The sequence below is a fragment of the Psychrobacter immobilis genome, assembly GCF_904846225.1.
In the GTDB taxonomy this organism is placed as follows: Bacteria; Pseudomonadota; Gammaproteobacteria; order Pseudomonadales; family Moraxellaceae; genus Psychrobacter; species Psychrobacter immobilis_F.
In genome coordinates, this window is record NZ_CAJGZJ010000003.1 from 190,287 (window position 1) to 204,971 (window position 14,685).

The 14,685-nt window shown below is 41.1% G+C and carries 12 protein-coding genes; 1 reads left to right on the top strand and 11 read right to left on the bottom strand.

Features of this window, described 5'->3' with window-relative positions:
- Positions 1 to 47 precede the first annotated feature (47 nt).
- The 5 genes from JMX48_RS03710 to JMX48_RS03730 form a co-directional block, all read right to left on the bottom strand.
- Positions 48 to 1,469, bottom strand: coding sequence for an adenylate/guanylate cyclase domain-containing protein (locus JMX48_RS03710; RefSeq protein ID WP_201534454.1), 1,422 nt, complete (start codon positions 1,467 to 1,469; stop codon positions 48 to 50).
- Between the two features lie 396 nt (positions 1,470 to 1,865).
- Complete coding sequence (locus JMX48_RS03715; RefSeq protein WP_201534456.1) at positions 1,866 to 2,297, bottom strand: HIT domain-containing protein; 432 nt, start codon at positions 2,295 to 2,297, stop codon at positions 1,866 to 1,868.
- Positions 2,298 to 2,546: 249 nt separating this feature from the next.
- On the bottom strand, positions 2,547 to 6,251 hold the full coding sequence (gene mfd / locus JMX48_RS03720; RefSeq protein ID WP_201534458.1) for a transcription-repair coupling factor: 3,705 nt from the start codon (positions 6,249 to 6,251) through the stop codon (positions 2,547 to 2,549).
- A 210-nt stretch (positions 6,252 to 6,461) separates the two neighbouring features.
- Positions 6,462 to 6,977: a ribonuclease E activity regulator RraA gene (gene rraA, locus JMX48_RS03725; RefSeq protein WP_227687893.1), complete on the bottom strand. Its 516-nt coding sequence runs from the start codon at positions 6,975 to 6,977 to the stop codon at positions 6,462 to 6,464.
- Between the two features lie 135 nt (positions 6,978 to 7,112).
- Positions 7,113 to 7,814: an NAD-dependent epimerase/dehydratase family protein gene (locus tag JMX48_RS03730; protein WP_201534462.1), complete on the bottom strand. Its 702-nt coding sequence runs from the start codon at positions 7,812 to 7,814 to the stop codon at positions 7,113 to 7,115.
- 467 nt (positions 7,815 to 8,281) lie between these two features.
- Between JMX48_RS03730 and rpsT the strand changes: the two genes are divergently transcribed.
- Complete coding sequence (rpsT, locus tag JMX48_RS03735; protein WP_010200097.1) at positions 8,282 to 8,548, top strand: 30S ribosomal protein S20; 267 nt, start codon at positions 8,282 to 8,284, stop codon at positions 8,546 to 8,548.
- A 173-nt stretch (positions 8,549 to 8,721) separates the two neighbouring features.
- Here rpsT and JMX48_RS03740 read toward each other — a convergent pair whose 3' ends face one another.
- From JMX48_RS03740 to rpsA, 6 genes are all read right to left on the bottom strand, one after another.
- Positions 8,722 to 9,558 (bottom strand): histidine phosphatase family protein, encoded by an 837-nt coding sequence (locus JMX48_RS03740; protein WP_201534464.1) that lies wholly within the window; start codon positions 9,556 to 9,558, stop codon positions 8,722 to 8,724.
- Positions 9,559 to 9,875: 317 nt separating this feature from the next.
- Positions 9,876 to 10,673, bottom strand: a complete 798-nt coding sequence (locus JMX48_RS03745) for a metallophosphoesterase (protein ID WP_201534467.1) — start codon at positions 10,671 to 10,673, stop codon at positions 9,876 to 9,878.
- A gap of 237 nt (positions 10,674 to 10,910) precedes the next feature.
- Positions 10,911 to 11,609 (bottom strand): orotidine-5'-phosphate decarboxylase, encoded by a 699-nt coding sequence (pyrF, locus tag JMX48_RS03750; protein ID WP_201534469.1) that lies wholly within the window; start codon positions 11,607 to 11,609, stop codon positions 10,911 to 10,913.
- Positions 11,610 to 11,688: 79 nt separating this feature from the next.
- Complete coding sequence (locus tag JMX48_RS03755) at positions 11,689 to 12,096, bottom strand: lipopolysaccharide assembly protein LapA domain-containing protein (protein WP_201534471.1); 408 nt, start codon at positions 12,094 to 12,096, stop codon at positions 11,689 to 11,691.
- 109 nt (positions 12,097 to 12,205) lie between these two features.
- On the bottom strand, positions 12,206 to 12,511 hold the full coding sequence (locus JMX48_RS03760) for an integration host factor subunit beta (RefSeq protein WP_201534472.1): 306 nt from the start codon (positions 12,509 to 12,511) through the stop codon (positions 12,206 to 12,208).
- 305 nt (positions 12,512 to 12,816) lie between these two features.
- Complete coding sequence (gene rpsA, locus JMX48_RS03765) at positions 12,817 to 14,505, bottom strand: 30S ribosomal protein S1 (RefSeq protein WP_201534473.1); 1,689 nt, start codon at positions 14,503 to 14,505, stop codon at positions 12,817 to 12,819.
- Positions 14,506 to 14,685: the final 180 nt, after the last annotated feature.

The following is a 14,685-nucleotide window of genomic DNA, read 5'->3' on the forward strand; positions in this document are numbered from 1 at the left end:
GCTGGCTTTTTCGTATCTGAGCTTAGAGGAAGTCATCTTTTAAACGTCTACTTGTAGTTATTATCATTACGTTTACTTTCTGCTGCTATGCTTATTGCCACTTTTTCTTGCTCTTGCTCAATGCGTTCAAGCGCAAAATTTAAGCGTGCCATAATGTCTTGATAATCATGGTCTTTCATATCTTTAAAATTGAGATGTAAGTTAAAACCCGGTAAGGTGTGATCAACCCATTTAGATTGATGGCCTTTATTTGCATCCGGATCCAATACTTGCCACGCATCCACTTTCTCATCAAAGCCTTTTAGCTGAAACGCGCCAGCATGATGACACTCATAATTATGACAGATATAATCGTAGGTACTCTCGCTGACCAATATCTCACTTTTACCAGCGCTCGACTCAAGTCTTGCTGCGAGATTTGCCTCTTTACCAATCAAGGTATAACTGAGACGGTTGTTACTACCAAAATTACCAACATGGCAATAACCTGTCGTAATACCCATGCGTATGTATAATCCCTCAAAGCCCATTAGCCGCCATTTTTGTCTTAGAATACGCATTTCACGGCGCATATCTATTGCCATCGCCACACAGTCTAGAGCGTCTTGGCGCGGACCACGACTATTAGGCTCACCAAAAAAACATACCATGCCATCGCCAATGAACTTATCAAGCACCGCGCCATGTTTATTGGCAATTAAGGTCATATAGTGCATATAGGTATTTAAAATATCGGCCAAATTATCAGCACTTAAACTATCAGATAGCTCGGTAAAACCTACAATGTCTGAAAACATAATTGTCAGCTTTGCGCGCTTATTGGATACACTAACCGGACTGTTGGTTCTTACAATCGGCTCCCAAATTTGTGGTGGTACAAAGCGAGTCAACTTATTAATGACCGAAACCATGGTGCTTAAACGTTCTGTTGCCTGCTGAGCACGTGTGTTATAACTGACATATTCTTGGTAAATACGCCTAAACCGATATAAGATAACGACTATGCTTGCTAATAATACTGTATTTGGTAGCCAACCATCACCGCAGTTCATATCAGCGTCTTCTAAAATGGTACTCACATAAAAAAAGATAACGGCCGTTACCAATGCTACCGTAATCAGTTTTAGGTAATTATCAGGTCCACTTACGATGATACGTATGCCAATTAGAAATGCCAAACTAAGGGAAATTACTGTGCAAAACTGTAATGATCCAATGACTACGGACAATAAAATAATGACAATATTAGACGTCCAAAAGCTCATGTTATGTCGACAGTTATAAATAAAGATCATGATACTTGGTATCGTAATCACAACCAGTAATGCCATTGAGGTAGGACGAAAATCAAAATGCACCGCAAGCAATATCACAGTAAGAATTAAAACAAGAACTTCTGGGTAATCAAATCGACATAACCCTTCTTTTTTTGATGGAACCGGCGGTTTCAGCTTGTCTAAAAAAGGCATATGAAGTATTCACTTAATCAAAAAGGTTAAGACGCCCAAAAATAGTTTAAATCGATCGTTTGTCATCACAATAAGTTGTATACAACATTACCTAACAATATATTATATCTCTTAAATAAAACAAACCCTAGGGTATTTAAAACCAAAATAGCACCTTCTATCTATCGTTTGAATAAACCACGGTTTGATCAAGCACCTATTTCAATTTATGCAAACGCAATAATAAAAAAAGCCAGATACTGGTAGTATCTGGCTGCTCATAAAAACTCAATCTATTTTCGGAAAAAACATCCAAATATAGTCAGCATCGAGATTGATGTAGCGTCAATAGCTCCTACGCTTTCTATTATTCCAGTGCTTGCCCTTAAAATATTGCTTTTTTGCTTAATGGCTTTACTACATTTGCCAATCGAACGGCATTTGATGATGACCACGTAGCGCCATCATCAAAGTCTGCTGCATCTGCGCCAACACTTCTTTGGTATAAGGAATGGCTGGCACGCCCCATACTGGATTTGGCCATTGCATATCGTTCTGATAACGGACAATATGATGAAAATGTAGCTGCGACACTTGATTACCAAGTGCTGCTACATTCATTTTGTCCGCTTGAAAGGTCTTGGCAAGTTGGCTTGATAACCAGCTCGACTCGCGCAAAAACTGTGCTTGGTCTGCCTCAGACAACTCATACAACTCTTTGATACCAGATACACGCGGCACTAATATCAACCACGGAAACTGGCAATCATTGATTAAACGACAAGTAGATAATGGAAAATCACCCACTAAAAAACTATCAGCAGCAAGTTTATGATGAAGTTGGAACATAATGACGGTTCTCTTGTTATGAAGCTTGAAGAAAAGAAAAATATAAAAAGGCAACATTCAATAAATTAACAATATGAGGAGTTAAAACCATAATAGGCTAAATATAGAGTTTGGCTATTTTATCAGTTATCCATCCGATAAAATAGCACCATCACTTATCACCTTAATATTTTACCTTGGCGTTACTGCGCTACCTCATTTAGCCACTCTCACCAGCATGTCGTTATCAAATGAAGCTATCGAATTAAACTATGCCAACTCTTTTACCATATGCTCACTAAAATAGCGTAATAGCTCTTGAATCACACTAACGCGCTGTTGCGATGTGGCCAGTTTAGTAGCATCCTGATATCGAATGCCAGATGCCCCATTCATCCGATAGCGCTGACCATCCGTTTGAATCAATTTAATAATCGCCAACGCATCAACTGGTGTATCCGGAGCAAATTCAAGCGTCATACTACTGGTATTGGCATCAATTTTATTAATTTTCAGCGGTTCTGCTTGTAAGCGTATCCCATGAATGGCAAATAATTGCTTGGTTTGATCTGGCAGTGTCCCAAATCTATCAATCATCTCGGTACGAATGTCTGTCAGCGCTTCTTTATCATCGGCATTACTAATGCGTTTATAAAACAACAAACGCTGATGTACGTCGTGCAAATACTCCTCTGGGATCAGCGCGGAGCTATGCAGATTAATCTCGCTAGTTAGTGACAATGGCGTACTTAAATCAGGTTCTTTACCCGCTTTGATTGCTTTAGTCGCGCGCTCTAGCATATCCATATATAAGCTAAAACCAATGGCCTGCATATTACCGCTTTGCTGTTTCCCTAATATCTCACCAGCACCGCGGATTTCTAAATCCTCACTCGCCAGCATAAAACCGGCACCCAGTGTATTGGCTCGCTCAATGGCATGCAATCGGCGCTTGGCATCTCCTTTGAGACCTTTAATAGACGGTACGAGTAAGTAACAATAAGCCTGATGATGGCTACGACCAACGCGACCACGCAGCTGATGTAATTGAGCCAGACCAAATTTATCAGCGCGCTCAATAATAATCGTATTGGCGTTAGGAACATCAATACCAGTTTCGATAATGGTCGAACAAATCAACACGTTGAATTTTTTATGATAAAACTGCTGCATCACCTGTTCAAGTTGGCGCTCATGCATTTGCCCATGAGCGACACCCACACGTGCCTCAGGAACCAGTTCACGAATGGTCTCTGCCATACGCTCAATGCTGGCCACATCATTATGCAATAGATAAACCTGCCCCCCACGCAGTAACTCGCGCAAGATAGCTTCTTTCATCAATGCTTCTGTTTTTTGCATCACAAAGGTTTTAATCGCCAAACGACGAGCAGGCGGCGTAGCAATAATAGACATATCACGCATCCCTGACAACGCCATATTGAGCGTTCTAGGGATTGGCGTTGCTGTCATCGACATGCTATCCACATCGGTCTGAATGGCCTTGATACGCTCCTTATGGCGCACACCAAAGCGATGCTCTTCATCGACAATCATTAAACCTAAGTTAGAAAATTTTACATCTGGTTGCAACAATTTATGAGTACCAATGACAATATCAACCTTACCAGCAGCCAAATCAGCCAATACCGTATCTTGATGCTTTTTACCGCCGAATCGCGATAACGTCTCAACACGTACTGGCCAATCAGCAAAGCGATCACGGAAATTGTCTTCATGCTGACCTGCCAGCAATGTCGTCGGTACCAGTACGGCAACTTGGTAGCCAGCACTAACGGCAATAAAAGCCGCTCGCATGGCAACTTCTGTTTTACCAAAACCTACGTCCCCACAAATGAGACGATCCATCGGCTGGTTCTGTCTCATATCCGCCATAACCGCATGGATAGCATTGGCTTGGTCGGGCGTTTCTTCAAAAGCAAATTGGCTAGAAAATAGCTCATATTGTGAGCTGTCTATTTTAAAGTGAATGCCAACCTTGGCTTCTCGCCGTGCCTGCATATTCAAAAGCTCAGCGGCAACATCGTGGATTTGCTCTAACGCTTTTTGCTTAGCCCTGTCCCACTTTCCACTACCAATCTTGTGCAATGGCGCAAGCGCTGGATCTCCGCCACTGTAACGATTAATCATTTGCAAGTTGGCTACCGGTACATAAATACTGGCATCATCCGCATATTTTAAGTGAATGAATTCTTGCTCGCCATCACCAACGTCCAAAGTAATTAGGCCATGATAGCGACCGATACCATGCTCAATATGGACAACTGGACTACCTTCCGTTATTTCAGTAACGCTCTTGACCAAGAACTCTTCTGACACACCACTTTGACGATGACGGCGCGTTTGTAGTACCTGCCTACCAAATAACTGCGTCTCACTAATCAGTACCAAACGTTCAGGTACATAAACGCCACGTTCGATAGGAGCAACTGTTAAACCGACTTGTGGTAAATTATTATCGTTAAAACCATATGTTTTATCTGCTGCTAAAAACTCTTCAAAGCTATCATAAGCTTTGACATCGATTTTACCTTTAAACAGCTCTATCAGAATCTCACGTCGACCCGCTGTTTCTGCCACCACCAATACGGGGGTCGCTGTTTGCGCTTGTATATTTAAAAAGTCCAGCAATTCGGTTAAAGGCTCAGATTTTTGATGGTTCACTGCCAGTTGCGGTGGTTCTTGAGCGCTTAAAGTGACTAGCCCTTGTTGTTTATTGGGTGTCAGATGTGCTAATGAGGCATCTTCACTATCCATTGCTGCAACGTCATTCATGGTGCTCAATTCATTACGAGCACTTAGTATAATGCGTGGATAATGGTTTAAATGCTCGTTAAGGATATTTGATAATAGATATAGCAGCTCGGGAGCGACGATAGGCTTATCAATATCGTGGCGGCGCTCTTCATAGCGGCGCTGGATTTGTGACCAATAATCGGCCTGCTTTTCATGAATCAATTCATCAGTAATGAATAATGCATCACTTGGTAAATAGGAAAATAGACTACTTTCAGTTTCCCAATCTTTTGAATCAAAAAACAGAGGCTGATAGTACTCAAGTCCACTGCTAGCAATACCTGCCATCACATCTTTGTGCAGCTCGAATTTACGACTACTGACATTAGGGAACATCGTTGCAAAATTGGTACGGAAAGTCTCACGGCCTTCATCAAGTGGAAACTCTTTTGCGGGTAGTATTTGAAACTGCTGAATTGGCTTTGAGATATCAGGCAGTTTATGCAGTAACGATAGCGACTCTTTTGCCATACTACTGTCATTACCAGTCATCATTGTCTTGAGATCATCAACGGTCAAGGTACGCTGGGTCTGAGGATTGAAAAATCGAATCGTTTCAATTTCGTCATCGAACAAATCTAGACGCAGCGGAAATGGTTGACCCATTGCAAAGATGTCAATGATGCTACCACGTACGGCAAATTCACCTGGCTCAAAAACATTTTCTACGGCTCGGTAACCTGCCTTTGCCAGTAGCTCACGCTGCGGATTGATATCGAACCGATCACCAACGCTTAAATCAAAATGTTGCCCAATCAACCAGCTTGGCGGTGCTACACGATGCATCAATGCCTGTACCGAGATTAGCAGTACGCCAGACGTTGGCATATCCGTTAATAGATTGATACGCTCGCTGACGATATCTTGATGCGGTGACAGCTCATCATAAGTCAGTGTCTCCCAATCAGGAAACACATAGGCATCCACACCGCAAAACGCCAATTCTGTCTCTATCTGATTAAGCTGATTTTGGTCGCGCGTCACTACGACTTTGAGACGGTCAGCCACCTCCCATATTGGGGCTTGCATCAAACTTGCCAGCCACAAACTACTGACCGCACCGTGCACAGGGGCAAGCCAACGCCTCTGTGCATTTTGGATAGGAAATAACTGCTGGTTAATAGGGTCAAACGCGTCAGTCAGAGCAGTGATAGGCATAAAGGATAGGATCAACGTTAAGAGTCAGATGACTATTATACGAATATTTCAGCAATTACCAAAATTTATGCCGTAACGGTTTGTCACTTAATGCTATCTCTGGCGTTTTTGAAAAGACATAAGCAATAAAAGCGATATAAACCACTTTACAAAATACAAAAACCCCAACGATTAAGCTGAGGTTTTTGATTTCTATTCATTAAGTCGATTTTAGATTAATGGATTGCCACTAGCGATAATGCCGTTATTGTCTGCGTAGACAAACATGCCTGAGATTAACGTTAAATCACCAAAGCTGATTTCGATATCTGTTTGTCCTTCATCACGACGATTTGACTTGCGCGGGATACAGCCTAATGCTTTCACTCCAATATCCATTTTTGCCATATCATCGACATCACGAACACAACCATAAATGATGACTCCTGCCCAGCCATTATCTACGGCTGACTGCGCAATCATATCGCCTAAGAGCGCACAACGCATAGAACCACCGCCATCGACCACCAGTACCTTGCCATTATCATTTTTATCTTTGCCATTGCTATTTAGCAAGGACTTGACGCAGCTATTATCTTCAAAGCATTTCACTGTCACAATTTCGCCGCAAAAACTGTCTTTACCACCAAAGCTATAAAACGATTTTCCTTCAATATTGGGCAAACATACCTGCGATTCAGGATTGGCATCCAATAAATCACACGTTATAAAGCGCTCTTTAGTCATCGTTGCTGATTCTGGCATGATTAGATTCCTTGTTTTTTATTATTGAATGTTTATTTCAGCTTTATATTGCTTATCAATTATTGCTTAGGCTATTTAATAATTAAAAATTATCACGGATGACAGTCAATGCACCACTTAATTTTTTACTCTAGTCATCGTAAGCATCTGCTTATTTTCTATAATATTCGCCTTTTTATTCATAGGCTCCGTACGATACTTGCTACGCTCATAGATATCATGAGCACTCATCGCCATGGCAATGGCCACACGCTTGGCAGAAATAGGATGCAACGATAATGACTCTGATACTAAAGGTGAGATAAGCTGAAACGCTTTTTGACCAATACTCTCAAGTGGACGACCTTTATGCTTACCCAATAATAATGAAGGACGGAAAATAACGAGCTGCATAAAATCCAGTGCCAAAATAGATTGCTCAGTTTCTGCTTTTACCCGATTATATAAAAATCGACTGTCAATATCGGCATTCATTGAGGACAATAAAAAGAAGTTTTCAACACCTTTGTCCTGACAAAGTTTGGCAAAATTTACATTATAATCATGATCAATTTTTCGAAACGCCTCACTACTACCCGCCTGCTTTTTTGTGGTACCAAGACAACTAAAAGCATCTGTCTTTTTATCAACGCCAACGCTTGCAAATATTTCAGTTAAGTTGTCAAAATCATTGACCTGATAAAAACGCATACTGGTATTAATATAGCGCGGTGGACGCCGTGCAATCACAATCAACGTGTCATAAAGCTCGCTCAGCTGCTTAACAAGATGTTGCCCTACCAATCCTGTCGCACCAATTATAATTGCTTTTCGCTGCATATCCTATCCACTTATATACTGTTGGAAAATTTATGATGATAAAAAATGGTGTTATTAGAAGACCATCGCTTTAGTATCATACCTAAATTAATGACTAACTGACGTTATTCTATCTGATTTATTGTAAGAGATTTTATCAATGGCACACTTGCTAGGATAATGAGAGATGACTTTAGTACTTTAATAGACCAAAATTTATCATAAAAAATAACTTCTTTGAGCATTAACTGTCAAATATATTGTCCTGAGCGTAATAATTTGCTAAGATAACCGGCTTCATACGTCAATGCTGTTTAATTATTCCAAATGGCTTTGGCGCTTGCGATGATCTGTTAGTATTAGAGGCTTTAATATTAGACATCGACATCATGTTTGATGAGACGGCTACTCATTAAACATGATGGTTAAACCCTTTATTGTTGAAATCAACATTCATATTTTTATCTGTCTTTATCAAGGAGATACGCGTGGCTAATACTGCACAAGCTCGTAAACGCGCCCGTCAAAACACCAAACGTCGTCAGAACTCTGCGTCACAACGCTCTATGGTTCGTACTTACTTAAAACGTGTTGATGCGGCTATCGCAGCTAAAGATTATGACGCGGCTACCGAAGCTTACAAAAAAGCGGTACCAGTTCTTGATCGTATGGCTGACAAAGGTATTATTCATAAGAATAAAGCTGCTCGTCGTAAGAGCCGCCTAAACAAAACAATCAAAGGCTTACAAGCTTAAGATTGGTAACGTTTAGACCGCATCCCGCCTTTATAGCGTGATGACTAAAACCTTGTCACTGGTTCTAATACTAGGGCAAGGTTTTTTTATGTGTTCAAAAAAGGAATAGTGAAACAGTAATGACACTTCGTATGTTAGGGCGTGTCCCTAATCTAAGTCTCTTAAAATTGGCGTTACAACCATTTTATGTCTGTCGGTAATAACAGTTTACTGGTATGAAAGCCCGCTGCACGGTAACCGTCTAATAAGGAGCTTATCGGACGAATGTATACCTCACCGCGCCATACAAAATGTGCGTTAGCCTGCTCAAAAGGCTTATCATCAAACCATAAAAACACCCCTTCCATCATCTTTGGCCAATCATTCCAATCAATCTCAACCACATCAAACATCACCGCTAGAAATGCAGACAGTAAAGTATCATGGCTGACAGCGAGCATTAAGTGACCATGCTGGGGCTGATGTTGATAAAAAAGCGCTAAAATATCGAGGCCACCTTGATAAGCGTTTTTAGTGCCTTCAAGATTGCCTTGTAAGAATCGATTGATAAAATTGAGGACACCAATTTCTTTGAATATTGGGTTAGCAATTTCCGGTTCAATGACCAAGCTACCAGGCTCAACCAACAACGATTGGTGTGCGATATCACGTTGCAGCCCGGCCCCTTCCTGCATCAGCTGCGCAGTATCGATACAGCGCATAATCGGACTTGAGATACTATCGACATCGAGCGAATATGGTAAATATTCTGCCAGCCAACGTCCCCAAGATTTCGCCAGTATCCGACCTTTGGGTGTCAGGGGTAACTGATAACTGGCAAAACCATTACCATCAGATCGCTCACGTAAAGAATGTCTGGTAAATAGAATCAACCGTTTATTTTCGGGCAATAAGTTGACTGATGAAATCATACTATCGGGCAGGTGTGAGGGTGCTGGCATACTTGAAAGATGACTTGCACGCTTTTCAGCAGATGTTTTTGATAAGGTATTGTTAGGATCTTGGCTCATAGCAATCAGCGTAGCAGATTTTTTAGTAGGAATGGACAAAATATAAATTCAGTTGCAATATAGCTATAATTGGTTTTAGATAAAAGAGATACCACTATTATCACGCGCTACTGAGATAAATTTTGCTTGCTTGCTGTAGCTAGCAGACAGAGGCGGCGCAAAATTTACCCGAGTAGCATTAGTAGCACTGTATCTATTTTATAGTGGATCGACTATATGAGCTAGTTTGTTGAAAGCTTAGTCTGCTAAAAAAGAGTGATTATTACCAGAAACTTTATGATGCTAATAGCAAAGATATTTACATTGATCAAGCTCATCTAATCAATCTCAATCACTTTATCCCATGCAAACGCTAAAGACGTACTGCTTACCTCATTGGGATAAGCGCGAGGGTTGACAATCACACGGGTGTTTCCAATACGATAATCAAACGCTTCGTGGGTATGGCCATGTACCCAAAGTGTCGGTGCCCAATCCTCATGCATCCATCCAGACAAATCACTGACAAAAGCGGCATTACTTGGCAGATCAGCATATTTCTCAGACACGGATAACGGGCTGATACTATGATGGCTCATCACGATGGTTTTTTTGCCCAGCTCTTTTGCACTTATTAATGCCTGCTGAAGCCATTGTCGCTGCTGAGTATGGATTTTCATCGATACCTCAGGTGAGAACAGCTCGCTACCTGCATAGATTTGCTGATAGTCACGCATAAAACGTCCGGCAACAGCCATAGTGTCATCATTGGCTTGATACTGATAATCCGTCCACAGTGTACAGCCTAAAATTCGTACGTCACCAATATCAATATGTCGACACTGTAGTACTTTAACGCCTTGCTTTGACGCTTCATCATAATTATCCCAAGTTGCTAATTGCTTATCAAAATCCAGCACATTTTCGTTAAAGTACTCATGATTGCCTGATATAGTAATCAAAGGTACTTGTAGACGCGCTGCTTGTTCTTGCAGCCAAGGCATACCCATATCACTGTTGGCAGTGTCTCCTGCTACCAACACCACGTCTGCGTCAGTTTTAGGGATATGTCCTATAGGATGTGATTGACGGGCGTAGCTATCGATGTGTAAGTCACTTAAAATCTGTAATTTCATATTATCCAATATTGTCCAATCATACTGTTTTAAAAAACCTGAGTCGCCTAAAAACTAAGCGGAAGTACTATCTCTAGTAGACCAAGCAGGTTTGACAAACCCAATCGTAATTTTTGTGTTGGGTATAAACACAAGTTTAAATAGTGTAGCACTTTTTTTGCTGCCCACAAAAAGTAAAAAGACAGCGCGCTAGGCTGTCTTTTTATCATTATATCGCTATGAGAACCTAGATAGGTTTCAGATACTTTGAAGTATGTTCTGTAATTTAGCAGCAGGGTCTGAGGCTTGCGTAATCGAACGGCCAATCACCAAATAATCAGAGCCATCCTTCAATGCCTGCTTGGGAGTACAAATACGCTTTTGATCATCAACATTGTCTTCTAACAATCGAATGCCTGGGGTTACGAGCTTGAAGTCTTGACCGCATAATGATTTAAGTGCTTTGGCTTCTTTGGCTGAGCAAACGACGCCATCAAGGCCTGCTTGCTTGGTTAATTGTGCCAATCGACTGACTTGGGTATCTAGACCATCAGTAATACCCGTTTGCATCAGTGCCTCATTATCCATAGAGGTTAATACAGTCACTGCTATCAGTAACGTCTCAAAATTGCTATCTAATAAGCGCTGTTTTGATAACGACATCGCCTCCAAACCTGCGCTTGCATGGACGTTAACCATCCATACACCAAGCTCAGCCGCAGCTAAGACAGCTTGCGCGGTTGTATTAGGAATATCATGGAATTTTAAGTCCAGAAATACATCAAAATTACGCTGATGCAACGCCTTGACGATCTCAGGTCCACAGCGAGTAAATAGCTCTTTACCCACTTTTAATCGACACGACGATGGATCTAATTGATCAGCCAGTGCTAGAGAAGCGTTCATAGTCATATTATCTAAAGCGACTATAACAGGAGAATTCGTTACGTTATTCATGGTTTTGCCATTTTGAGATTAAAATTATTAAAACAGTAAGTAAATAGCTTGGTCGGTCGCAAACCTATTGATTGCTACTCTAGTCTCGCTTGTGCTTAGAGAGAACCCCTTCTTTTTGCACATTCACCGCTGCTGTATCTTGTACAGTAGGGACTGTAGAACCATAAACGGATTCTTCTATCGTCGGTGAATTCGCTTGACGATCAATGACGACGTTGGCTTGTGTTAATTGTTGTTGCAAATTGGCATTTGCTTTTTTTAGGCTCGAAATTTCCCACTTATTCTGTAACACACGGAATATCAGCAAGGCCAATAAAATACCAATAACAATACCAAGTACGAGGCAGAGAATCAGCAGCAGCCCTAAATTCATTGTTGGGGCTTGCGAGAATAATAAATTCACTCCAACTTCGGTATTGTTGGCCAGTACTAAACCAAGCGCATAAGCAAAACTTAAGAACAATAGGACAAAAAGTAAAAATCTCATGAGCGGTATACCTCGATTTGGAGTGTCGTTAGCGACAACATGCTATTAGAACGTAGCTCGTAAATTATGTCATTGAAAAGATTATTTGAGCAATATTTAAGAACGGCTATTAATTGTTTGCAACTTTATCATTAACTGCTTCACGGAGCGCTTTACCGGGCTTAAAATGTGGAATTGCCTTGGCAGGTACTGGTACGCTTTCCCCCGTTTTAGGATTGCGCCCCGTGCGAGCACGGCGATGATGTAAACAAAAACTGCCAAATCCACGAACCTCTACCCGACCATCATTGGCTAAAGTATGGGTCATGAGAGTTAATATTTCACGCACTGCGTCATCGACCACGGTATCAGTCATAGTGTCACAGTTCGCACTCAAATTACTAATAAATTCAGACTTGTTAATTGCTTGCTGCATTATTACGCTTGCCTTATTGATTAATGGATAAGATGAGCATGAATTAGACCGTTACTTTTAAGGCACTATATTCATTAGGGTAAAAAACCCAATGATTAAGTCCATATCGTTGTCTTGAATAAGCCATAATTCACATCTCGTTACTCAATGTTGCAAATGATAGCGGATATTATAGTAAATGAAAACAAGAGTTTGCCTCTTTTGGCACAAACTTTATTGATTGATAGCAAACTCAAAGTTTAGTCATAAAAAAAAGCGACCGGAGTCGCTTTTTTTATATTACTTCTATATCAATAATCTTCAGCTTACTGCATTTGCTCTTTGATCAAGTCACCAATAGTTTTTGGTTGTGCATCAGAACCTGGAGCAGCAGTTGTGGTTGTGCTACCAAGATCTTTAATCGCTTGACGCTCTTCAGCTTCGTCTTTCGCTTTGATAGACAAGTTGATGTTGCGTGTTTTACGATCAACACTGATGATTTTCGCTTCAACATCATCACCAACAGTTAGATGCTTAGTGGCATCTTCAACGCGGTCACGTTGGATCTCAGAAGCGCGTAGATAAGCTTCAACTTCGTCAGCAAGTTCGATAGTAGCACCTTTAGCGTCTACTTCTTTCACTTTACCATTAACGATAGCACCACGGTCATTGTTGACTAGGTATTCGTTGAATGGGTCAGAGCTTAACTGCTTAACGCCTAGGCTAATACGGTTTGCTTCTGCATCTACAGACAGTACCATAGCTTCTACGGTGTCGCCTTTGTTGTAGTTACGAATAGCATCTTCGCCAGTTTCGTTCCAAGAGATATCAGATAGATGAACCAAACCATCAATACCACCGTCTAGACCGATAAAGATACCGAAGTCAGTGATTGATTTGATCGTACCAGTGATTTTATCACCGCGCTCATGTTTCTTATCAAACTCATCCCATGGATTGGCTAGAGTTTGTTTGATACCTAGGCTAATACGACGACGTTCTTCGTCGATATCAAGAATCATTACTTCAATTTCATCGCCCACTTGAACTACTTTTGATGGGTGGATGTTTTTGTTAGTATGATCCATCTCTGATACGTGTACTAGACCTTCGATGCCTTCAGAAATCTCAGCAAAACAACCATAATCGGTCAAGTTAGTAACGCGTGCTTTTACTACACTACCTACTGGGTAAGTGCCGCCGACGTTGTCCCAAGGATCAGTACCAAGTTGTTTTAGACCTAGGCTAACGCGGTTGCGCTCACGGTCAAACTTCAATACTTTAACTTTTAGGTCTTGGCCAACTTCAACAACCTCAGATGGGTGCTTGATACGGCGCCATGCCATGTCAGTGATGTGCAATAGACCATCGATACCACCTAGATCAACGAACGCGCCGTAATCAGTAAGGTTTTTAACGATACCTTCGATCTCGATGCCTTCTTCAAGCTTGTTCAATAACTCTTCGCGCTCAGCTGAGTTTTCAGCTTCCATAACGGCACGGCGACTAACAACAACGTTGTTACGTTTTTGATCAAGTTTGATGACTTTGAATTCTAGCTCTTTGCCTTCAAGATGCGTCGTATCACGGATAGGACGTACATCTACCAATGAACCTGGTAAAAACGCGCGTACTGAACCGATATCTACCGTGAAACCGCCTTTAACTTTGCTTGAGATAATACCTTTTACGATTTCATCATTGTCAGCAATTTTTTCAAGGAAATTCCAAGTTTCAACACGTTTGGCTTTTTCGCGTGACAGCAAGGTTTGACCCATACCATTATCAACGGCTTCAACCACTACGTCTACTGTGTCGCCAACTTCAACTTCAAGTTCGCCTTCTTCGCTTAAAAACTCTTCACGAGCGACGATACCTTCAGATTTAAGACCAGTGTCGACAGTGATCCAATCGTTATCGATGGCGACAACAGTACCGTTAATAACCGAGCCACGCTCGATATCCAGACCTGTTTCTTCGATGCTCGCTTCAAATAGTTCAGCAAATGATTCCATTATGTCTACCTTTGTATAGCCGTATCCTGTCCAGCACAGTACGGATCAAATGTATGATTGCATAAAACGAGAATACTGGTTTTATATCTCATACAATCATATATAAAAACGTTTGTTGATAATAAGCGCAATTAATCAAACTTATTAGCAACAACTGTCTTACTTCAAATGTTTTTTATG